Origin of the sequence: Sporolactobacillus putidus, assembly GCF_014647035.1 — a bacterium.
GTDB classification, from domain to species: Bacteria; Bacillota; Bacilli; order Bacillales; family Sporolactobacillaceae; genus Sporolactobacillus; species Sporolactobacillus putidus.
In genome coordinates, this window is sequence record NZ_BMOK01000019.1 from 20,745 (window position 1) to 42,961 (window position 22,217).

Below are 22,217 nucleotides of genomic sequence, written 5' to 3' on the forward strand. Positions count from 1 at the left end.
GAATGCCTGTGTGGGCTTCATGGTTTGCCGCAATCAGGTTTTCTTAAACGGATTTCTCAAGACAGAGACGAATTTGGACGAGTGGAAAAGATAGGAGCGATTGAAATGGCAAAGTATTTTGGTACAGATGGAGTAAGGGGTATCGCGAATCAGGACCTGACCCCCGAGCTGGCGTTCAAGCTTGGACGCACGGGCGGCTACGCTCTGACGAAAACAACGGAGCATCCGAAAGTCATGGTAGGGCGCGACACAAGAATTTCGGGCTACATGCTTGAGGGGGCCCTGATCGCCGGATTATTGTCGATCGGCGTCGAGGTCATGCGTCTCGGGGTGATCTCGACTCCGGGCGTTGCCTATCTGACGAAAGCAATGGACGCCAGCGCGGGCATCATGATTTCTGCATCGCACAATCCGGTTGCCGACAACGGCATCAAGTTTTTCGGCAGCGACGGTTTCAAGCTGAGCGATGAAGTGGAAGAAACCATCGAAGCGCTGCTTGCAAAGAATACGGATGATCTCCCGCGGCCGATTGGCGGCGATCTCGGCACGGCCAGCGACTATTTTGAAGGAAGCCAGAAATACCTACAGTTCCTGAAACAGACGATTCAGGATGACGATTTTTCAGAGATAAGCCTTGCGCTCGACTGCGCCAACGGATCGACCAGCGCACTCGCTCCGCACCTGTTCGCTGATCTTGAGACGGATATTGTCACCATCGGCACATCGCCGAACGGAAAAAATATTAATGACGGGGTCGGCTCGACGCACCCGGATGCACTCGCAGCTCTCGTTGTGGAAAAAGGGCTCGACTGCGGCCTGGCCTTTGACGGAGACGGCGACCGCCTGATCGCTGTCGACGAACTGGGAAACATCGTCGACGGAGATAAAATTATGTACATCTGTGCCACTTACTTAAAATCCAAGGGCCAATTAAGCAAAAACACACTCGTGACAACGGTGATGAGCAATCTGGGCCTGTATAAAGCTCTGGAAGCGGCGAAGATTGAAACAAAGCAGACCCAAGTCGGGGACCGCTATGTTATGGAGGAGATGCGCGCGGGCGGCTATGCACTGGGCGGCGAGCAGTCGGGGCATATTATTTTTCTCAACCATTCGACGACAGGCGACGGCATGTTGTCCGCACTGCAGCTCGTCAGCATCATGAAGGCGACCGGAAAGAAGCTGTCCGAACTGGCCACCGGTATCAAAACCTATCCACAGAAGCTGGTAAACATTCGGGTGGCCGATAAATTCCATGTCACCGACAATCCCGCGGTCAGCCAGGTCATTCGCGAAGTGGAGACGGCGATGGCAGGTGACGGCCGCGTGCTCGTCCGCCCGTCGGGAACCGAATCACTCGTACGGATCATGGCGGAGGCGCCGACCGAAGATGCGTGCGACGCTTATGTCAGCCGTATCGCTCAGACTGTTGAAAAAGAGATTGGCGGCAAGATTCAGGGCTGATTTTTTATTTTATAAAGCTCAATGTTGATTTTTCTACTCTGTTGATTGGAGCGGAAGGAGCGGCACTTCTGAGGGAACAGCGAGCCAGGCAAGACCCCGCGCGAAGTACCTGAGCGAGGAGGCCCGCGGAAAGCGAGCACATAGAGCGAAAATCAACAGGCAAGTTTAACAAAGCCATTTTATAATATATGGGTATGTCCGCACGGCACGGAGAATGACCGGTCTGAATAATTTAGTAGTATGCAAAATCAGTAAAAGGATAAGGATCCGGCCGGAGGGGCACCGGATTTGCAGTCTTGCTGAAGAGAAACTCTGCATGAAAGTCTGTTGACAGATATATATTTTTTAAGTAGAATTTCAGTGCGGCCAAATGGCCGAAAGGTTTGACTCGGGAAGGGAAAGAGAGGGTGGACGAACTAAATATAAAGCGCCTGGACTATTCCTGAAAACGATGAACGGTTGGAATAGTTGACGAGGAAGAGGTTTATCGAAAGACTCGGCGGATGCCTCTCGGAAAAGCTTGCACCGTTAATCCGCGTACAAAACAGGAAGGCAACTTTCTGGACAGAGGCCGGATAGCAAGCATTCAATACGACAAAAAAACAAGTGGGGCAAGATTGCCCCAGAACGCTTTCTTGCCTCACATGGAGGGGAATCCAATGTGTGGTATAGTTGGTTATATTGGCAATGAGGATGCACGTGATATTTTGTTGAACGGACTCAGCAATCTGGAATATCGCGGCTATGATTCGGCGGGCATTGCGCTTCAGAATGCGGGCGGCGTCCATATTTTTAAAGAAAAGGGCCGGATCGCGGCGCTTCGGAGCATTGTTGATCCGGAAATTCAAGCAACTCAGGGCATCGGACACACACGCTGGGCGACACACGGCGAGCCGAACAGGCGCAACGCGCATCCGCACCAGAGCGCTTCCGGACGATTTACCATCGTTCACAACGGCGTCATTGAAAACTACGCTCAACTAAGGGATCAGTATCTCGGAAAGGTCTCTTTGAAAAGTGATACGGACACAGAAGTCGTTGTTCAGCTGATCGAACATTTTGTGGACGGCGGTCTCGAAGTGGAAGAAGCACTGCGGAAAACGCTGAAACTGGTTGACGGTTCCTATGGGATCGCGATGCTTGATGCGGAAAACAGCGATGTTATCTACGTCGGGAAAAACAAGAGCCCGCTTCTGATCGGCATAGGCGATGGGTTCAACGTCGTGGCGAGCGACGCGACGGCGATGATTCAGCAAACCAAACGCTATGTCGAACTGATGGATGAAGAAATTGTCCTGCTGTCGCGAAACGGATATGTGATCAAGGATCTCGATGGGAATGTGAAAAACCGAGAGCCGTACACCGTTTCATTTGATGCCCGCGATACGGAAAAGGGCGCCTATCCGCATTACATGCTGAAAGAAATTGACGAACAGCCGGCCGTGCTGAGAAGGCTGCTTCAGGAATACAAGGGAAAAACCGGATCGATCGCGATCGATCCGGCCATTACCCGGGCGATTAGCGAAGCGGACCGGCTCTACATTATCGCCTGCGGCACAAGCTATCACGCCGGACTGGTCGGTAGACAGCTGATCGAGCAAATCGCTCAGATTCCGACCGAAGTGCATATTTCAAGCGAATTTTCCTATAATATGCCGCTTCTTTCGAAAAAGCCGCTGTTCATCTTCATCTCGCAGAGCGGCGAGACGGCCGACAGCCGCGCGGTGCTCGTCAAGGTGAAGAAACTGGGCTATCCGACGCTGACACTGACCAATGTCGAAGGCTCGACGCTTTACCGCGAAGCGGATTACAAGATGCTGCTCTTCGCCGGACCGGAAATTGCCGTCGCTTCGACGAAGGCCTACACGGCTCAGATGGCGGTCCTGTCCTTCATTGCGGTTGCCGTTGCGCAGGGCAAAGGTATCAAGCTTGATTTTGATCCGGTTCACGAGCTGAGTCTCGTCGCCCAGGCGATGGAGCGTATGATTGATGAAAAAGCGCTGCTAAAGGAAGCCGCCTGCGATTACCTGTCGGTGACGCGCAACGCTTTCTATATCGGGCGCGGCCTCGATTACTACGTCTGCATGGAGGCTGCTCTGAAGCTGAAGGAAATTTCCTACATCCAGGCGGAGGGCTTTGCCGGCGGTGAACTCAAACACGGCACGATCGCGCTGATCGAAGACGGCACGCCGGTTCTCGCCTTCGCCACCCAGGAAAACGTCAATAACAGCATCCGCAACAATGTCCAAGAAGTCACGGCCCGCGGCGCCCATACCGCCATCATCAGCATGGAGGGCGTGACCGCTCAGCCCGGCGACAAAATCGTGCTTCCTAAAGTGCACAAATCCTTTACACCACTTGTTTCAGCCATTCCTCTGCAGCTGATCGCCTATTACGCGGCCCTGCAGCACGAATGCGATGTCGATAAACCAAGAAACCTCGCCAAATCGGTGACGGTGGAATAAAAAATAGAGAGGCACCCACATGGTGTTGTCTCTATAAAAAATTAACGTTCCTTAGATAAAAATAAGGTTCCAGAGAAAAAAATAATGTTCCTTATCCGAAGGATTTTCCGGTTCTTTTCCGGTTTTCCTTCGGATTTTTTTTACTCAAAAATGAGTAAAAGTGGCAGCAAGTATTCAATCAAAATTCAATCCTCATCCAATCGGTTTGGTTCATCCAATCCTCCTTCAATCCTTGTTCCGTAAGGGTTTAAGCACCTTCGGTTCTTTTTCAGTTGGGTTTCACACTCTATAGATTCGGTATCCTTTTCGGTGTTTTTCCTCACATTTTTGATCCAATGAACCCTCCATTTTTCGTTCAGATACTTTCCACTCTGGAACGTAATTTTTTTATCTAAATCAGTGAAGAATCGTTACATAAACGAGCGAAAATCGGTAAAAAGGCTGGAATGTAATTTTTTTATAACGAGAAATGGATAAGGAGCAGGAGAGGGCATGAGCCCTTGGGAGAGAAGGGGCTGAGGGGGATTAGAGGGGGAAGGGACGGTGGAAAGGAATTTTTTTATGGGGACATAGTAGATGGAGGTGGCTAGTTTCTCGAAAAATAAATATGTTATTTATTCACTCTCAACGTAAAACAACGGATCTATGTGTCACATGGTCTGCATTGGAACTGAAGGAAACATAAACAGCAACAACATTGTGTTTGAAACTATTATTCAATCGTCAATCCAACGTTTGTTTAAATACAAAATCAATTCAATTCTTGGCTGAATCCAATACAGGTTCAGACTTTTTCGCCCAATTAATGGAGGAAATTTCCACCTTTACTTAATCTACTTTCACATCTATAATAAAAAATGTACCTATAAATTTTAGGAGGATTATTAAAAAATGACACATTTTATGAGACTACGATTCCCAACTTTGAACAAGTAATTGAATATGTTCAAAGGCTCTGTTTGTCCATGCAGAGTAAACGGGATTAGTCTGTCCTTTTTTAATAATCTTCATTTCATATGAAGTATTGTCATTTACTGTATCCATAAATGACGATACTTTGGTTAAAATATGTAATGTTTAGAAAGGCGGCTTATTCTGCCTTTCTTTATTTTTGTCTAGTTTAACCTTTCTTTGGTCTTGCCAAAGGTGGGTTTATTTGCTGTCGTCTACTTACAGCACCTAATAAAATAAGGACGGGTCTCTTTCCCTTTACTCCCAAGTCACAGGCAGATGCTTGTGATTTTTTTATTTGAAAGGAAGAGCAACCATGACAAGTAAAGAAAAAAGTGCTGAGTTAGTTAATAAATATGTTCATGTATTTAGTTGTCCAATTTGTAAAAGTCCAATGAAGGTTACTCATTTAAAAAGTCTTGTCTGCTTGAACAATCATACATTTGATTTTGCGAAACAAGGATATGTAAACATGCTGACTCGTTCAACAAATAGCCATTACAACAGAGAATTATTTAAAGCAAGGCATCAAATCATTATGGAAAGTGGCCTTCACGTCCTGCTGCATGAGAAGATTTCAGAAGTTATTAATGAACATATGAATGCTATTAATGAGGAAATCTTGATTCTGGATGCTGGTTGTGGAGAAGGTTCCCATTTACAAAGGATTTTAGATGAATGTAACAATGAAACGGTGATAGGAGTTGGTATTGATATTTCAAAGGAAGGCATAAGAATGGCAGCGAGTAATTACAAAGATTCCATCTGGCTTGTCGGCGATTTAGCAAATTCACCATTAGCGGTTCAATCATGTCAGGTTATTTTGAATATCCTATCACCAGCAAATTATAAGGATTTCAGAAGGATTTTAGTTCCAGATGGTCTTGTTATTAAGGTTGTTCCTCGTTCTAATTATCTAAAAGAATTACGAGAAACACTATTTGATGATACAGATAAAAAGTCTTATAAAAATGATGAAACAGTATCGCTTTTTAAAAAGCATTTCCATCTGGTTGATATTTTCAACCTCAGATATACTCAAGAATTAACCCAAACAGAGTTAACGAATTTAGCTCAAATGTCTCCACTTGCCTGGAACTCAAAAAAGGAACATATTGATCACTTTACAAATCAAGATACTTCTGAGATTACCATTGATTTAGATATTTTAGTAGGGATAAATAAGCTGACGAAAGGAGGCAGAGAGTATGGAAAATGTATGTATTGAATTGGACAATATTGAACTTTCATTTTTAGATAGAGTCATATTAAACATTCCTAAGCTCACCGTGTACCAGTTTGATCGGATTGGTATTGTGGGGAAAAATGGTGCGGGTAAGAGTACCCTTCTGAAACTCATGAATGGTCAAATTAAGCCAGATAAAGGCCATGTGAAACATTTCGTGGATTTTGGTTTTTTTGATCAACTAACAACTCCTCAAAAGACCGAGATAGATTACGAACTTAAAGGGAAGCTGTCTGTTCCAGATACGGAAATAGAAAACTTTAGTGGTGGTGAACAGACAAGGCTGAAATTAGCCCAAATTTTCTCAAACTATCTTGAGGGATTATTAATTGATGAGCCAACTACCCATCTTGATGCAGAAGGTATCCAATTTTTCATCAAGGAATTGACTTACTATTATGGTGCTTTAATAATTGTGAGTCACGACCGGTATGTATTGGATAAACTTGTGACGAAGATTTGGGAAGTGCAAGATGGAATTGTAACCGAGTATACTGGCAATTATTCGGATTATGTGGCCCAAAAAGAGCTTCAAAAGAGACAGCAACAAGAACAACATGATAAGTATCTCAAAGAGAAATCACGTCTTATGAAAGCTGCAGAAGAAAAAATGAAGAAGGCTAAAAAAATCACAGAAGCAAATGGGCGTATGTCCAAAAAGGAAACAAAGGCAAAGGCGAATAAGATGTTTATGACGAAATCCAAGGATACAAGTCAAAAGGCAGTAGAGCGGGCTGCAAAAGCGATAGAACAAAGAGTGGAACAACTTGAAGTGGCAGAAGCCCCAAAAGAGGAGCAAATCATTCGATTCCATCAGCCTAGTGCTCTTCAATTACGCAATAAGTTTCCAATCATGGCAGAATTATTAACACTAAAAGCAGGGGAGAAGACACTTCTTGAAGAGGCGAGCTTCCAGTTCCCATTAGGTAAGAAAATCGCCATTACAGGAAAAAACGGTTCAGGTAAAACAACTTTGCTTCGCCATATCTTACAAAGGGGTGAAGGAATAACTATTTCCCCTAAAGCTGTTATTGGAGTCTATGAACAAATGAATTATCAGTTTACCAAAAATGAAACCGTACTGGAATTTATGAAGGATAGAAGTGACTATGATGAGAGTAAAATTCGTTCTGTCCTGCATTCCATGAGTTTTATAGGAAATGACTTAACAAAGAGTGTCCTTAATTTAAGCGGTGGAGAGGCTATTCGCCTAGTATTATGTCAGCTTTTCTTAGGAACATACAATATTCTTATTTTAGATGAGCCCACAAATTTTTTGGATGTTTTCTGTATAGAAGCATTGGAACAATTTATAAAAGCGTATGAGGGGACGGTTCTCCTTGTAACACATGACCGTATTTTTATTGATAAAGTGGCTGATTGTGTTTATGCCATAGAAGATAAAAAACTTGTATTAAAGAGCTGAAGCGTTAAGGAGGCAGGGTAACTCTATTTCTTTATCCTGCTTCCTTTTTTTGTGTTCAATAATACATCAATTCTTTGTCCAATAAGGGCTCTGGTTACATCAGTCTAATCCTGTTGAGTTTCTTACGATATAAAATGGGTGCCCTTTCGTAAAGTTCCCATTCCAGAAGGTACTTAAAACTTATACAAAAGCAAACGTATCATGTTTCTGAAACTTGGAATCATACCCATAGTGGAATAAAGAAAGCGGGTTTTTAAAGGAAGTTTATGAATATTTTTTGATTTAAAAACGGATAAGCAGGCAACCCGGGTAAGTTTGGAATCTAATTTATCTACATCATTTATGTCATCCACCGTCCATTTATGTACAGCTCCAGTTGTCTCTTTTAAGCTGTTATCTCCCTGTAACTTTCTTGGTTTCCATGTTACAAAGTTCTTCCCAACTGTCACATAGTTGGTACTGAAACGGAAGGGAAACGGGCGAGTACAGGCAGCCAAACATCATGGATGTAATGATTATTCAACCGTTAATTAACCGTTTGATTAAAACCAAAATCAATACAAACTCAGGCTGGATCCAATGGGTCCAGTCTTTTTCTTTTAACCCAATATCTCTCCAATCCCTTGTCCCGTAAGGGTTTCAGTCATCTTTTCAATACATAAATCCGTAGAATTTTTCAATCTCTATCCGGTTGGGTTCCTAAATGTAACTCCATCCTCAAATTGTTACATTCCATCTTTACTCTTCACTTTTATTCTCTCCATTCCGGGAAGAACTTTTTACATAGTCAGAATATTCAATACAAGCCAGAACGGAAAAAAGAGATGGAAAACGGGGAAAATCGTCTATTCTGGGGAAGAACTTAATAACAGAAAAAAGAAGGGGAAAAGAGGGCGTGGAGCTTAGAGCCGAAAGGGTTTGAGGGGGATGAGAGAGTGAGGAGGGGCAGGGAAGAACTATAATACAGCTAAATAGTAATGTCGAACTGTTCATAAAATCGATAGGAGTGAAGTAAAGATCTGAAAATATATAATGGCTGAACTTTTTTGTCATGTTGACTCAGCTTGGTCCAATTTGAATTTCGGCTCGACTTTTGCCAGATTCGGTTCTACTTTTCAATAGTTCGGTTCAACTTCTTCCCGTTTCGGTTCAACTTCTCATTTTTGGTTCGACATTTGCCGGATTCGGTTCTACTTTTCAATATTTCGGTTCGACTTCTTCCCGTTTCGGTTCAACTTCTCATTTTCGGTTCGACATTTGCCGGATTCGGCTCTACTTTTCAATATTTCGGTTCGACTTTTTCGCGTTTTGGCTCGACTTTCTCCTGATTGGGTTCAGCTTTCTAAATTCGATCGAACTGTTGCGCATTGTCCGTCAACTGTGCAACAGTGTATTTTCTTTAATTATAAGGCAGTAAAGAACTTTTTTGTCATGAAATCTGTGGTTGAATACTGGTATGTCAGCATGAGTAAACAACTTTTTATTTGAATTTATCAATAGCATAGTTCGTTGTGAACTGTTTTACGCACTAAAAAGGATGGATATAAAAATCATCCATCCTTCTAGTCAGGTGTACAAACCGAAAGTTCGCTAGATTTTGAAAATCAAAAGAAGAATCCGGCATAATAACTATCAATCTGAATATCCGATATTTATCCAAATGCTGGCCGAGATTAAGATCACACCTGCCCAAAAACCGAGACCGATTGCTTCACCTAAAATTAACCAGCCTAATAGCGTCCCAACTAAGGGTTGGAACACGAAAAACAATCCAGAACTGGCGGCATTCATTAACTGTAAACCACGGTTCCACATAACAAAAGCGACTGCCGTTGAAATCACACCTAAATATAAAAGACAAAAGATTACTGTTGGTTGCATCAGATAATGCCAATGCACAGTAGAACGTTGAATAAAAACAACTGGCGATAGACAAACCAAAGCAGTTGCTGTTGCAAGGGTTGTCACCTGTATCGGTGAGTAATCGCTAGGAACTAATTTGATCAAGACCGACATTAAGGCCCATGTGAGCGCCGCGATCATTAAAAAACCTGCACCAAGCAACTTTCCCATACCGATCGCATGAACCCCAACAATCATGAGTACCCCAATCGTTGCCAAGGCAACTGAACTTATTTTAATCCAAGTTAATCGCTCTTTGAGCAGCCACCAAGCAAATAAAATCATAAATGTTGGGGTCGCGGCTGTAATTACGGATCCTAGTTGAGCGGAAGACAGCCATGTGCCAGCTTCTTGCGTTACAATAGATAAAGCATTACCGATCAAACCAATTAAAATGATTAATGGCAAGTCTTTTCGTTTCACACGCCAATCTACATGTTGCCAGCATCCAATAGCAAATAAAGCTATAACAGCTATTAAGTAACGCAGCCAGACCAGTTCAACGGGCGGAATAAATTCTACCACTACTTTTACCACTACAAACATACCGCCCCATATGCTGGCGGCAATGCTTAAAAATAAAGCTCCAAAAATCTTATTTTTTTTCATTTGTTATCTCCGTTTTCGTAATTTATAAATGTTTTATTACGAATTTAACGGAGAATATTCTCCGTTAAATTATCGGAGAACCGGAACATCACATTCAGTTGCTGGTGCATAAATCATGCTCTATACCCCCTCGTATTTTTGTCATTGAAAATAACTATACCATGTATCCAATTATTTTTTGATCATTTACGATCGTCCATCATCTTATAAAACGTCCCTCTATGAGATGTCTGCCCGACTAGTTACAGAATTTAAAATCCTTGGCCTGAACATAATTGAAAAAAGGGTAACCACGTCATTGACCAAAGCCTTCTCATGCTGATCATTTACGAAACCATAAACGATCAGCAAGACTTTCTCAGTCCTTTCTGAAACCATCGTTCGTTGTGGCGTCGCTTGTCGGACTTCCAAATGCTCCCATGGTATCACGTGCAATAATAAGATTTTCTAAGCTTAAATCTGGTTTACCAATAGCCGTATAATTTTCATTATTATCTCCCTTTGAAACCTCCAAAGGAAAATGGAGTTGTTTAAAGTCATAAATTCCCAAGGGCAGATGATTAATTCGTCACACTTCACTCCCTGCTTTCTATTCTTTTTCTAATTATGACTGTTTTCGGAGATATTGTTGCTATACAAAAAATTTTCGTTAAAAAACAGAAAATTTTAACATTCGTTGTATAATTGTTATAAATAAAATTTAAATTGCTTTTGCGGTTGAAGGGGGATAGATTCTATGAGTAATACTTTTGAAAAATTAATGAAAGTAACACCCTTCCTTGATCTGAACCCTAAAAGTTGGACATAGTTTTTAAGCTGCTTGCTCGGTAGTTGAAATCCGATAGTCAATCGGACTTAGACCACCGAGTTTTTCTTTGATTCTGGATTTATTATAGTACTTAATCCATTCACACATAGCTTTCTTTAGCCCTGCCCGTGTCTGGTAGTCATGAGAATTAACGGTCTCAGCCTTCATAATATGAAAGAAACTTTCCATCTGGGCATTGTCTAAACAGGTGGCCTTACGGGACATACTCTGATAGACCCGATACGATTTGAGTTCTTTGCGCCACGCATAATTCTGGTATTGGAACCCCTGATCTGTATGGACGTAGGTACGATAGTGATGCTCGGGGAAGACGCTCCAGAGCCTCATGAAGCGGCTTGAGCGCAAAAGCTACCGTTGGATGGTCACTGATCGTAAAGGATAGGATTTCATCGGAATAAAGATCCATCACAGGTTCAAGATAAAGGCGTTCCTTGGTCGTTCTGTGACCCCATCGGAATTCTGATACGTCTGCCACCAACTTCTGAAACGGCCGGTCGGTCATGAAACGGCGATGGAGCCGATTCTTAGCGATTTTTCCAACGGTCCCCTTGTATGAATTGTACTTACGAATCCGTTTGGTATAGACAGTTGACCGAAGACCTTCCGCCTTCATAATGCGTTGCACTTTCTTATGATTCACGGTCAGGTGCTGCTCATTTTTCAGAGCTAACAGGACACGACGATAACCGTAATCTGGATGTTCCTGTTTTATAGCCCTAATTTTGGAGGTTACTGGGTCATCCTCCTCCGCCTGTGGACGATGAAGTTCATAATAATACACACTCTTTGGCAGCTTCACCACCTGAAAAATATCACTCAGAGAGTAGTGCTGCCTTAGTTCAGTAACTACTTGCGTTTGTTCCGTTCGTGTTGCTCTCTCTGACGAACTAAGGCATCTAATTTTTTTAAATACTCGTTCTCGATCCGAAGCAATTTGTTTTCTTTCTCCAGATCTTTAAGGCGCTCCTGATCAGACTGAGAAGCTATTTTCAGCTTGTCGTTCTTTTTGGCCGTACGATCTGGATTCTTCTTTTTCCCCATAGGTGGACGTCCTCGCTTGATTTTTAACCCATCCACACCCACCGTTTCAAACCGTCGATCCCATTGATAAATCGTTGACGGTGAAGAGATTTTGAAATGAAGTGCTGTACTTTCAAGGGTGGAATGGTTCTCTTTCATCCACTTTAATACATCCAGTTTGAAATCGCAGGTATATTTTGGCCATTTATCGCAATTTTTTAAGCCTGCAAAACCCTTTACCTGATAGCGATGGACCCAATTCAAAACAGAACGTTTAGATGGAATATGGAACTTATGGCACAATGAGGTGCTTCCCATCCCAGCTAAGTATCCGTGAATCACCTTCATCTTAAAATCAAGAGAATATTTGGTCACACTAAAACCCCCTGAAGTTAGATTTCTTATTGTCCAACTTTAGGGGGTCAGTTCACCTAAGTGTATTTTTTATCTTATTGGGCTTGATAATTGGAATATTAGGTGCATTTGACCATAATGTAAAAACATTGATTTCATCATTATTTCTGATTACACAATCTGTACTTTTAATAACATATACTATGTTATTTAGAAAATTATGGAAAAACAGACCATAACATTATTCTTAAAAAATTGCTTATTTTTAATGAACAGTGACGGACACTGCGAAAAAATTTGGAGAAAAGCATGAAAACAAGGCTATTAAAATATTTGTTTATTATTTTAATCGTTACGACAGCTGGTGTTTGCATTTTACAGTTGTTTTTTCCGGAATATATGGCAAAAAATTCGTCATACCCTCTGCCCATTGGTTGGCAAAGAGAAATCGCGTTTTGGAACATTGCGATTATTGTTATGCTAAAAGAGAGACAATAAAAATAATAATAGTAACAATAGAAAATCCAAGTGTTTTCCAATATTTATAATATAGAACTTCAGTAGTTCCGTAGATCATAAACAGAAATGATGCTATAATAATCGGAATATTTAAGTATCTATGTGCAAAATAAGAACTTAATGAGGTAATAGAGAAAATGAGTCCAAAAGAAAACATAATAATAACTTTTAACTTTATTTTATAATCGGGCAAATGTTCAGGTAATTCCCCGTGTTGCTTTCTTGCTAAGTTTAATCCATTCGCTCTCAGTCATCATACTGCACAGTATATTTTAGTGATACTAAAGGCTTTGTTGCCACAAAGCAAAAATTATTAATCCAATGACAACAAAGCCAAAATTATACTCAAAATTTCACCTAATATACTTGTGCCACCAATACCGGAACCAGCTAAGGGGAATCTCCTGATCCGCACACCACTTAGGCAAATGTTTTCTATGCTAGCAGAATTGCGAACTGGACGGGTTGCGTATGAGCTTTACAGGAAGGATATAATGGTGCTTCAAATCGCTTTTTTTATTTTCAATCCGCTGCAGCAGGAGTTCAACAAGCAGTTCCGCCATGTCATTAATTGGTTGGGCGACTGTCGTTAATTCCGGATGATAATTTTGGATCAGTTGAGTACCGTCATAGCCGATGACTTTCAGATCCTGAGGAACACGAAGACCGAGTTCCTTTGCCTGCCGCAAGACAATAAGTGCTGTGAGGTCATCAGTGCAAAAAATGCCATCTATGGATTCAGTAGTCAAAATTTGCTTAATAAGCAACGCTTTAACATTCGATGCCATTGACGACGAAATGACTTTTTCATGGGCTGGTAAGTTCAGATGGGCCATTGTCTCCAAATAACCGGTACGCCGCTTATCTGTCGGGCTGTTCGGTGTTTGACTGCTGGCAAATAGGTAAATACTTTTTGCGCCGTTTTGGTAAAGCTCCTGGGTTGCAAGCACCGCGCCTTGGTAATTGTCGGAGCTGACAATCGGAATGGTATCCGACAAATAACGGTCGAAAGAAATAATGGGCAGGCCGGCTTTTTCATATTCCTTGATCCCAAGATTATGCGCGCCGGCAATAATGCCGTCAACTTGATTGGCGATCAGCATATTCAAATAGACGCGTTCCTTCTCTTTATTATCCGCGCTGTTGCACAAGATCGTTTTATAGCCTAATTTGAAGAACTTGTTTTCAATTTTCTCAACCAGCTCTCCAAAAAAGGGATTGCTCACGGAAGAAAAGAGCACGCCAATGAGATTTGTCTGCTTGCCGTGAAGAGATCGGGCAATCGAGTTTGGCTGATAGTTCAGCTTTTTCATTGCCTCAAATACTTTGTCTTTTGTTTTCTCACTGAGATAGCCATGATTGTTGATGACTCGGGATACGGTTGTCGAAGAAACGCCGGCTTCTCGGGCAACGTCATTTAGTTTTGGCCTCAATATCGATTATCCTTTTCGTTTTGATAGTCTCCAATAGTCATAATTATAATCCAAATAAACTGAAGCCCTCAAGGATATCTGCGTTTGATCGTCATTAGGGAAGAAGCGTGCCGTTAATACTTTATAGCCGTGATTGACGAAAATTTCGGCGATCGAATGATCGATAAAAATCTGAAGGTGCAGCGGTTCATCTTTGGAAATCGTTGTGCACCGTGCCGTTCCGTATGCTTCACTGAACGGGACTCCGGCATTTGCGCGATCAAGCGTCAGCATGCCTGTTTGGAAGTCGATGTCCAGATCAAGCGACTGCGTCTCGTTCTTCGCCAGTGCTAATCGGCAGCTGCCTTTACCACGCAGATTGATGGCAAATTCATAGGCCGGTGCGCAGTCTTTGATGATAATTCGTGATTGCCGATCAAGTGTTCCTTGCGACTGTGCATGATCTTGACGTAAGGTTGCGGTTTCTCGTACCGGATTTTGATAAAGCTGTCCGTTTTTGATTGATAATTCTTTGACAAGGCTTAAGCAATGCGCCCATCCGTATGGATCGGTCGGGTAGTTGATTTCGGGCAGCCCGACCCAACTAACGGCGAGCGCCCGTCCGTCCGGAGCATTAAACGCCTGGGTTGCGTAGCAATCAAAACCTTCATCAAAATTGTGGAGCGCGTGATTGGATACAAAGGTCGCCTTATCCAAATTTATTTGGTCGCCAATGAGTGACACATTCGGGTAAATGTTCCGGTAATCTAGAATATTCTTATCTAAACCTTGTGGGCAAAAAATAAGTACCGGCTTCTCATCGATGAAAATGAGATTTGGACATTCAATCATAAACCCGAGAGATTGATCGGAAATATTTAGAGGACCAATGAACGACCAATTAGATAAATCTTCAGATTCAAATAAGACGATTTCCCCGATCAGTTGATCATTTTGAGCGCCAAGGAGCGCATAATAGCGGTCATTGCGCCGGATCACTTGCGGATCTCTGAAGTGATCCGTATAGTGATCCGGCTGGCTTGCGATCAACGGTGTTTTTATTTTTTCTATTTTATTCGCTCCATCCATCCAGGCGCCGATCTGATAAGGATAGCGCTGCCAGTCCGCATCGCGAACGTTGCCGGTATACATAATGAACAGTTTATCATCGACAGGAAGTGCGGAACCGGAATAACAGCCGTGGCTGTCATAAGGATTATCTGGAACGAGCGCCAGTCCTTTTTCCTCCCAATGGGTAAGGTCGTCAGATATAAGATGGTACCAGGCCTTCAAACCATGGACCGGCCCCATCGGATAACTTTGGTAGAAGAGATGCCATTGATGATTGTAATAAGAAAATCCATTGGGATCATTTAGCAGGCCGCTCCTGGGCTGGATATGGACATCCATTCTCCATGGCGAGTGCTGCACTTTTTCAAGCAGCTCCTTTTTGTCCTGATCGGACCAATCGTCGAATTTTTTATAGCGCAGTGCTCTGTTCCATTCCATTGTTTCGCGGGCCTCCAATCAAAAAAAGAAAACGTTTCCTTTTAATGAAAATATACCTTAATTATCACTTTGTGTCAATCGTATGTCATATATAATGGGATAAATAAAGTGTAATAGATGAATTTATAGATATTTTATGACGCACGATTGACATATTATAAAAACAGAGTATATTAATATTAAAGCGTTTTCAATATAACAAAAGATATTTTGAAAGGGTGTTCAATATGAACCACGAAAAAGTTGCTCAAGATGTACTGAACGCGCTTCACGGAAGGGATAATATCCAGGCAGCTGCACATTGCGCGACTCGTCTTCGTTTAGTGGTTAAAGACGAGTCTAAAATTGATCAAGCTGCGCTTGATGAACATCCCGATGTGAAGGGAACATTTAAGACCAATGGGCAGTACCAAATTATTATCGGACCCGGCGATGTTGACAAGGTGTACGATGCACTGATTCGACAGGCAGGCCTTCCTGATATGACAAAGGAAGACGTTAATCAGGAGTCTAGCGGTTCTAAGGGAAATATATTTATGCAATTTATCAAGGTTTTATCAGATATTTTTGTCCCGATTATTCCGGCTCTGGTTGCTGGCGGTCTGCTCATGGCTCTTAATAATGTGCTTACTGCGGAACATCTTTTTACCGCCAAGTCTATCGTTGAATTGTACCCGGGGTTGACGGATATTGCAGCCTTTATCAATACGATGTCTGCTGCTCCGTTTATCTTCTTGCCGATTCTGATTGGTTTTTCGGCAACAAAACGGTTTGGGGGGAATCCTTATTTAGGTGCGGCAATGGCCATGATTATGGTTCATCCCGCGCTTACCAACGGATATGTGGTGGCAGCAGCGGCGGCTTCCGGAAAGCTAGCTTACTGGAATATTTTCGGGCTGCATATCGCACAGGCAGGTTATCAAGGTCAAGTTATTCCCGTACTGGCTGTCTCCTTTATTCTGGCAAAGTTGGAACAATTCTTTCACAAACGTATTTCAAAGGCGTTCGATTTCACGTTCACGCCAATGCTTGCCATTATCCTTACCGGTTTTTTAACTTTTCTCTTTGTCGGACCTGTAATGCGCAATGTCAGCGACGGATTGACAACCGGGATTATGTGGCTGTACAACACGACAGGACCTGTTGGTACGCTCGTTTTCGGTACCTTCTATTCAGCCATTGTCGTTACAGGACTGCATCAGAGCTTCCCGGCGATCGAAACTACGTTACTGGCGAATATAGCGAAAACCGGCGGATCCTTTATCTTCCCGATTGCGTCGATGGCGAATATTGCCCAGGGCGCGGCCTGCCTCGCTGTTTTCTTTATCACAAAGAATCAGAAACAAAGGGGTCTCGCCTCGTCTTCAAGCATATCGGCCCTGCTCGGCATTACCGAACCGGCTATTTTCGGTGTGAATCTTAAATTAAAATATCCTTTTGTTTGCGCGATGATCGCTTCCGGTATCGCATCTATATTTATCGGTTTATTTCATGTCTTAGCGGTTTCCATGGGCCCTGCTAGCGTGATCGGATTTATCTGTATTCGTTCTCAGTCGATTTTCCCGTTTCTCCTGAGCGGTCTGATTAGTTTTGTTATCGCCTTTGCGGCTACCTTCGTCTATGGCAAACGCACGATGGCCGTTGAAGCAGCTGCAGTGGGCGAGGGCGTTGCTGCTGATGAGGATGCAGTTTCCGATCAGGACAAGCCGCAAGTTTCGGATGAAATTATTTATGCATCTGCGGCAGGCAAACCGGTCAGCTTGAAAGAAGTTAACGACAAGGTGTTTTCCTCAGAATTCATGGGTAAAGGTGCGGCAATCATTCCGGAGAACGGTAAGATTTTTGCGCCATGCGACGGATTGCTGACGGTGGCTTATCCTTCACATCATGCGTACGGATTAAGAACGGCGAGCGGTGCGGAAATTCTTATTCATATTGGGATTGATACCGTAAACTTAAAGGGCCAGCATTTTGAAAGCAGCGTAGAGCAGAATCAATTCATTAAAAAAGGCCAAAAGCTCTGTACCTTTGATCTGGAAAAAATTAAAGCGCTCGGCTATGATCCTACGATCATCACGGTGGTGACAAATACGGCGGAATACGCTTCCGTTGAGCGTATCAGCCATAAACATGTAACGCCGGGCAGCCCGCTGATCGCTGTGACCGGAAAATAATTGATCGATCAACGTTTAGGGGGTGGAATTGATGTTATTAGGTTCAATTGAAGCAGGCGGAACGAAATTTATCGCAGCGGTCGGCGATGAAGAAATGAATATTATCGACATGGTTACCGTCCCGACAACGAAACCGGAAGAGACAATGAAACCGATCATAACATTTTTCGATCAGTATAAGATTGATGCTGTCGGCGTCGGTTCCTTTGGGCCAATTGATGTTAATGAAGGCTCGGAAACCTATGGGTCGATTACATCGACACCGAAGCCATTTTGGAAAGATTATGATTTTGTCGGCGGGTTGAAAGAGCATTATAATGTACCGATTGCCTGGACGACGGATGTGAACGCCGCCGGATACGCCGAGTATGTTTTGGGAAAGGCGAAAGAGACGCGAAGCTGCCTGTACCTGACGATCGGTACGGGCATTGGCGGAGGTTTTATTAATCAAGGGCGTATTTTAAATGCGTACAGTCATCCGGAAATGGGGCATCTGTTGATCAAACGTCATCCGGACGATACGTTTGAAGGAAATTGCCCATTTCATCAAAATTGTCTGGAGGGCATGGCTTCCGGTCCGGCGGTTGAGAAACGTTGGGGCAAGAGGGGTATTGAGCTTGCGGGGCGTTCGGATGTATGGGAACTGGAGGCCTATTATCTGGCGCAGGCACTGGTAAGCTACACACTCGTCTTGCGTCCAGAGCGCATTATTCTTGGTGGCGGAATGATGAAGCAGAAGCAGATCTTCCACCTGATCCGTGAGCAGTTTGAACGGATGCTCAAGGATTACGTTGCTGTTCCTGATTTAGAAAGCTATATTCAGCCGGTCGGGCTTAATGATCAGGCGGGGATTATCGGGGGATTCTTGCTGGCGAAAAATCTATGCGTCAAACAAAGGAATTTATGATAGAAAAAGATTGGTGGAAGCGCAGCGTTGTCTATCAAATTTATCCGAAAAGTTTTCTGGACAGCAACCGGGACGGAATTGGGGACATAAACGGAATCATCCGGAAACTGGACTACATTCAGAAATTGGGTGCCGATGTCCTTTGGCTGTGTCCGGTCTATCAATCACCCCAAGTTGACAATGGATATGACATCAGTGACTATACCCAAATTGCGGAGCAGTACGGAACGATGCACGATATGGAGAACCTGATTCAGGAATGCAAAGTACGAGGCATTAAGCTGATCATGGATCTTGTCGTCAACCATACTTCCGATCAGCATCCATGGTTTGTCGAATCAAGAAAATCGAAGAACAATGCGTATCGCGATTTTTATGTCTGGCGGGATGAGCCGAATGAGTTAACGTCTAACTTCGGCGGATCAGCATGGGCATACGATGCGTCCACCGGCCAGTACTATCTCCACTTTTATAGCAAGCAGCAGCCTGATTTGAATTGGGAAAATCCTAAAGTGCGCGCGGCTGTTTATCATATGATGAACTTCTGGATCGAAAAAGGCATAAGCGGTTTCCGGATGGACGTGATTGACTTAATCGGCAAGGAGCCCGATAGAGGTATTAAAGAAAATGGCCCTAAGCTGCATGACTACCTTAAAGAAATGAACAGGCAAACCTTTGGCGCAAAACATCTTCTAACGGTGGGTGAAACATGGGGCGCGACCCCGGAAATCGGCCATCTGTACTCTGATGAAGCCCGTGAAGAATTGAGCATGGTATTTCAATTTGAGCCGATGAATTTAGACAAACAGCCGGGAAAACATCGCTGGGATTTAAAAAAACTTGACTTGACGGATCTTAAAGATGTGATGACCAAGTGGCAGCAATCCTTCGCTTCGAGCGGTTGGAACAGCTTGTTTTGGAATAATCATGATCTGCCGCGTATTGTCTCGCGTTGGGGAAACGATGGACCTTATCGTGAACGATCAGCGAAAATGCTGGCAACGCTGCTGCATGGCATGAAGGGTACGCCCTATATCTATCAAGGAGAAGAAATAGGGATGACCCATGCAAAGTTCGCATCTATTGATGATTACCCGGATATTGAGACGCAAAATATGTACCGTGCACGTATCGCAGCGGGGTATTCAGAGCAGGAGATCATGCATTCCATTCAGATGAAAGCAAGGGACAACGCCCGAACACCGATGCAATGGGATGAACGTGAAAACGGCGGGTTTTCATCCGTGCGGCCTTGGATGAAAGTCAATCCGAATTACCATACAATTAATGTTTTCAATAATCTGGCAGACCCCAATTCGGTTTTCTATCACTATCAAAAGCTGATTGCGCTAAGAAAAGAAAAAGCGATTTTTACTGAAGGGACATATGAATTGCTTGATCGCGATCATCCCAATGTCTACGCCTATAAACGGGTCATGGGGGATCAAGAACTACTTGTGGTTTGTAATTTTTATGAACAGTCCGCAGTTTTTCAATATGACATGGGCCAAGTTCGGGATATTCGAGTGTTACTGAGCAATTATCCAAATTCGCCCATACAATTGGAACGCTTTGAATTACGTCCGTATGAAGCAGTTATCTATGAAATCAAAAAATAGAGGGACACTTGCATGGTGTATCCAATTCATAAAACTTTTCCAGAACTGAAAAAGATCCGGTCAGACCGAGTCTCCTTCAGTTCTATTCTTTTGGCAGATTGAAACTGGACAAAAAGTTCTTAACTGAGAATAATGTTATTATGTGGTAGGGTTGTTATCTGCGTCACCCCACCAAAATACTCATAAGCGTGACGATGAGCCGTGATCCAGGACCACAGGTTCATGGAAAGCGTTGCTTCGGCATAGGAGAACTGACTGCACGGCAAGGTCGCAATGAAGAGATAGGCTTTAATCTTTTCACCGGTATCCCTGTCAATCACAGAGGCTGTGGATCCGGTCCAATCCACTTCCATGATTTCACCCGGCTTTCGGCGAATGCGCAAGGTCGCTTTGTACTTTTCCGATAGCGACTGTAATGCCGCACAAAACTTCGATAGGAATAGGGGGTTTTATGATTGAGGCGACATTTGACTTCGTATTCATGATGCAAAAGCGAGAGTGTAACATTGGGTTTAGCCAGTTCTTCATGGATGAGCTCAAAGTTCAGCGGTTGTCGTCCCAATGCTTCCAGCGCTTTCTCCGGGAAGAGAAATTCCTCAATCCAATCTCTGCTCTAATATATTTTTGGGGATAAAATTCATCAGAGCATAGGGCAGTAGAGCGCGCATCGTAATCATTTTCTCATCATTAAATGCTGATTTAAAATTTAGTGCCATTGTGATTGTTTTAAATTTATTTGTGGGAATCAAATGGATTTTTATATTTCCTGTTTCAACAATTTTTTCAATTAAGCTAGCCAAAAAAAAGCCCCCTCTATCTCTTCAATGAACATACAAAGAGTTTACATATTTTATTTCTACAAAATTTCTCCAATAAAATAGACAAATATAATATGATTAAACAGAATTTCTTATTTTGAGACAAAATATTTAAAAGCCAAATTTGCATTCTTATTATCAAAGTACTTTACGAAATCTCCATAAGATCCTGAAAAAATGAAACTTCCTTGAAACAACAAGTAAATATTACAGTCTATGTGTTGTAACTCAAGTAGATCATGTGTTGACATTAAAACAAGGGTATTTTTTTTATGTGAAAGAGTATCTAACATATTTAATATGTTAATTCTTTCAATTGGATCAATTCCGCTGAGAGGTTCATCAAAGATAAATAGTTTCTTGTTCAAGTGTGTTAGTAGATATATTAGTAACCATCTTTTTTCGCCACCAGACATTTTAGATATTTTTAAAGGTAATAATCTTCTTAAAAGAGATAATTCATTTGAGGACATATTTTCCTCATCGATTGGTGAATATCCATTATTTGAAGTACCGAACAAAAATCTTTTTAAATCAGAACCGAGCAAGCTTCCAAATAAATTACTCGTTTGAGTTTGATATACAATATCATTTTGATGAGGTACATTCTTTATTATTCCACCCCTAGTTTTAAGTAATCCAGACAAGAGGTCGAAAAAAGTGGTTTTTCCAGCACCATTTTTACCAATGATTACATTTAATTTGTTTGGTGTAAAATCAATATTCATATCTCTAATAATCATTGACGAGCTTTTTGGGTAACAAAAACTTAGATTTTCAATTATTATCTTGTCCAATTTGTCACCTAGTTTCTATCATTTGAAGATATTATTCGTATATTTGGTATAAAGATCAACCCTATTAATAAATATACTATAGTGCCACTTATAAAAGAAAAACTATATAAATACTCTGGTCTTTTGAAAAGAGTGTTTAAATAATCTTGTGTAAATAGATTCAAAAAACAATTGAAAAGGGAAAGCCTTCCCCTTA

General features: G+C 42.5%; 17 protein-coding genes. 8 read left to right on the forward strand and 9 right to left on the reverse strand.

The features are described from left to right. The first annotated feature begins 105 nt into the window (after window positions 1-105). From glmM to IEX81_RS15470, 5 genes are all read left to right on the forward strand, one after another. Entirely contained in the window at window positions 106-1,464 is a 1,359-nt protein-coding gene (glmM, locus tag IEX81_RS15450) for a phosphoglucosamine mutase (protein WP_188804928.1), read from the forward strand. A 659-nt stretch (window positions 1,465-2,123) separates the two neighbouring features. After that, on the forward strand, window positions 2,124-3,929 hold the full coding sequence (glmS, locus tag IEX81_RS15455; RefSeq protein WP_188804930.1) for a glutamine--fructose-6-phosphate transaminase (isomerizing): 1,806 nt from the start codon (window positions 2,124-2,126) through the stop codon (window positions 3,927-3,929). An 891-nt stretch (window positions 3,930-4,820) separates the two neighbouring features. Further along, complete coding sequence (locus tag IEX81_RS16925; protein WP_127762567.1) at window positions 4,821-4,865, forward strand: erythromycin resistance leader peptide; 45 nt, start codon at window positions 4,821-4,823, stop codon at window positions 4,863-4,865. A 331-nt stretch (window positions 4,866-5,196) separates the two neighbouring features. Beyond that, a complete protein-coding gene (locus IEX81_RS15465; RefSeq protein ID WP_188804932.1) occupies window positions 5,197-6,108 on the forward strand; it encodes a putative RNA methyltransferase in 912 nt (303 codons plus the stop codon). Continuing rightward, a complete protein-coding gene (locus tag IEX81_RS15470; RefSeq protein WP_188804933.1) occupies window positions 6,089-7,552 on the forward strand; it encodes an Msr family ABC-F type ribosomal protection protein in 1,464 nt (487 codons plus the stop codon). Before IEX81_RS15465 ends, IEX81_RS15470 begins: the two co-directional genes overlap by 20 nt. Before the next feature lie 1,632 nt (window positions 7,553-9,184). On the opposite strand, the gene IEX81_RS15475 is transcribed toward IEX81_RS15470, so the two are convergent. From IEX81_RS15475 to IEX81_RS15500, 6 genes are all read right to left on the reverse strand, one after another. After that, window positions 9,185-10,063: a DMT family transporter gene (locus IEX81_RS15475; protein ID WP_188804935.1), complete on the reverse strand. Its 879-nt coding sequence runs from the start codon at window positions 10,061-10,063 to the stop codon at window positions 9,185-9,187. Window positions 10,064-10,874: 811 nt separating this feature from the next. Next, window positions 10,875-11,096, reverse strand: coding sequence for an IS3 family transposase (locus IEX81_RS16930; protein WP_188804938.1), 222 nt, complete (start codon window positions 11,094-11,096; stop codon window positions 10,875-10,877). Then, a complete protein-coding gene (locus IEX81_RS15485; RefSeq protein WP_188804940.1) occupies window positions 11,086-11,694 on the reverse strand; it encodes an IS3 family transposase in 609 nt (202 codons plus the stop codon). Before IEX81_RS15485 ends, IEX81_RS16930 begins: the two co-directional genes overlap by 11 nt. Before the next feature lie 44 nt (window positions 11,695-11,738). Beyond that, on the reverse strand, window positions 11,739-12,287 hold the full coding sequence (locus tag IEX81_RS15490; RefSeq protein WP_188804942.1) for a helix-turn-helix domain-containing protein: 549 nt from the start codon (window positions 12,285-12,287) through the stop codon (window positions 11,739-11,741). Window positions 12,288-13,225: 938 nt separating this feature from the next. Further along, window positions 13,226-14,218, reverse strand: coding sequence for a LacI family DNA-binding transcriptional regulator (locus tag IEX81_RS15495; protein WP_188804944.1), 993 nt, complete (start codon window positions 14,216-14,218; stop codon window positions 13,226-13,228). Between the two features lie 6 nt (window positions 14,219-14,224). Further along, window positions 14,225-15,706, reverse strand: coding sequence for a sucrose-6-phosphate hydrolase (locus IEX81_RS15500; protein WP_188804946.1), 1,482 nt, complete (start codon window positions 15,704-15,706; stop codon window positions 14,225-14,227). Window positions 15,707-15,933: 227 nt separating this feature from the next. Here IEX81_RS15500 and IEX81_RS15505 point away from each other — a divergent pair, with 227 nt between their 5' ends. Genes IEX81_RS15505 through IEX81_RS15515 form a run of 3 tightly spaced genes read left to right on the forward strand, consistent with a single transcriptional unit; the run spans window position 15,934 to window position 20,406 of the window. Beyond that, on the forward strand, window positions 15,934-17,880 hold the full coding sequence (locus IEX81_RS15505) for a sucrose-specific PTS transporter subunit IIBC (protein WP_188804948.1): 1,947 nt from the start codon (window positions 15,934-15,936) through the stop codon (window positions 17,878-17,880). A gap of 31 nt (window positions 17,881-17,911) precedes the next feature. Beyond that, window positions 17,912-18,787: an ROK family protein gene (locus IEX81_RS15510; RefSeq protein WP_188804951.1), complete on the forward strand. Its 876-nt coding sequence runs from the start codon at window positions 17,912-17,914 to the stop codon at window positions 18,785-18,787. Next, window positions 18,763-20,406: a glycoside hydrolase family 13 protein gene (locus IEX81_RS15515; protein ID WP_308424096.1), complete on the forward strand. Its 1,644-nt coding sequence runs from the start codon at window positions 18,763-18,765 to the stop codon at window positions 20,404-20,406. Before IEX81_RS15510 ends, IEX81_RS15515 begins: the two co-directional genes overlap by 25 nt. A 119-nt stretch (window positions 20,407-20,525) precedes the next feature. Here the strand turns inward: IEX81_RS15515 and IEX81_RS16640 are convergent, their stop codons facing one another. The 3 genes from IEX81_RS16640 to IEX81_RS15530 all read right to left on the reverse strand — a co-directional run bounded on the left by IEX81_RS16640 (window position 20,526) and on the right by IEX81_RS15530 (window position 21,967). Further along, the gene (locus IEX81_RS16640; protein WP_229727646.1) at window positions 20,526-20,759 is read right to left on the reverse strand and encodes a hypothetical protein; all 234 of its coding nucleotides are present in this window, start codon (window positions 20,757-20,759) and stop codon (window positions 20,526-20,528) included. A 243-nt stretch (window positions 20,760-21,002) separates the two neighbouring features. Then, window positions 21,003-21,206: a hypothetical protein gene (locus tag IEX81_RS15525; RefSeq protein ID WP_188804953.1), complete on the reverse strand. Its 204-nt coding sequence runs from the start codon at window positions 21,204-21,206 to the stop codon at window positions 21,003-21,005. Window positions 21,207-21,316: 110 nt separating this feature from the next. Beyond that, complete coding sequence (locus IEX81_RS15530; protein WP_188804955.1) at window positions 21,317-21,967, reverse strand: ATP-binding cassette domain-containing protein; 651 nt, start codon at window positions 21,965-21,967, stop codon at window positions 21,317-21,319. Between the last annotated feature and the right edge of the window lie 250 nt (window positions 21,968-22,217).

What these genes read in the sequence shown, in the direction of transcription:
- glmS (WP_188804930.1), top strand. Translation starts at nt 2,124, where the DNA reads ATGTGTGGTATAGTTGGTTATATTGGCAATGAGGATGCACGTGATATT.
- IEX81_RS15465 (WP_188804932.1), top strand. Translation starts at nt 5,197, where the DNA reads ATGACAAGTAAAGAAAAAAGTGCTGAGTTAGTTAATAAATATGTTCAT.
- IEX81_RS16930 (WP_188804938.1), bottom strand. Translation starts at nt 11,096, where the DNA reads ATGTCCCGTAAGGCCACCTGTTTAGACAATGCCCAGATGGAAAGTTTC.
- IEX81_RS15475 (WP_188804935.1), bottom strand. Translation starts at nt 10,063, where the DNA reads ATGAAAAAAAATAAGATTTTTGGAGCTTTATTTTTAAGCATTGCCGCC.
- IEX81_RS15500 (WP_188804946.1), bottom strand. Translation starts at nt 15,706, where the DNA reads ATGGAATGGAACAGAGCACTGCGCTATAAAAAATTCGACGATTGGTCC.
- glmM (WP_188804928.1), top strand. Translation starts at nt 106, where the DNA reads ATGGCAAAGTATTTTGGTACAGATGGAGTAAGGGGTATCGCGAATCAG.
- IEX81_RS16640 (WP_229727646.1), bottom strand. Translation starts at nt 20,759, where the DNA reads ATGGAAGTGGATTGGACCGGATCCACAGCCTCTGTGATTGACAGGGAT.
- IEX81_RS15470 (WP_188804933.1), top strand. Translation starts at nt 6,089, where the DNA reads ATGGAAAATGTATGTATTGAATTGGACAATATTGAACTTTCATTTTTA.
- IEX81_RS15510 (WP_188804951.1), top strand. Translation starts at nt 17,912, where the DNA reads ATGTTATTAGGTTCAATTGAAGCAGGCGGAACGAAATTTATCGCAGCG.
- IEX81_RS15515 (WP_308424096.1), top strand. Translation starts at nt 18,763, where the DNA reads ATGCGTCAAACAAAGGAATTTATGATAGAAAAAGATTGGTGGAAGCGC.
- IEX81_RS15530 (WP_188804955.1), bottom strand. Translation starts at nt 21,967, where the DNA reads ATGATTATTAGAGATATGAATATTGATTTTACACCAAACAAATTAAAT.
- IEX81_RS15505 (WP_188804948.1), top strand. Translation starts at nt 15,934, where the DNA reads ATGAACCACGAAAAAGTTGCTCAAGATGTACTGAACGCGCTTCACGGA.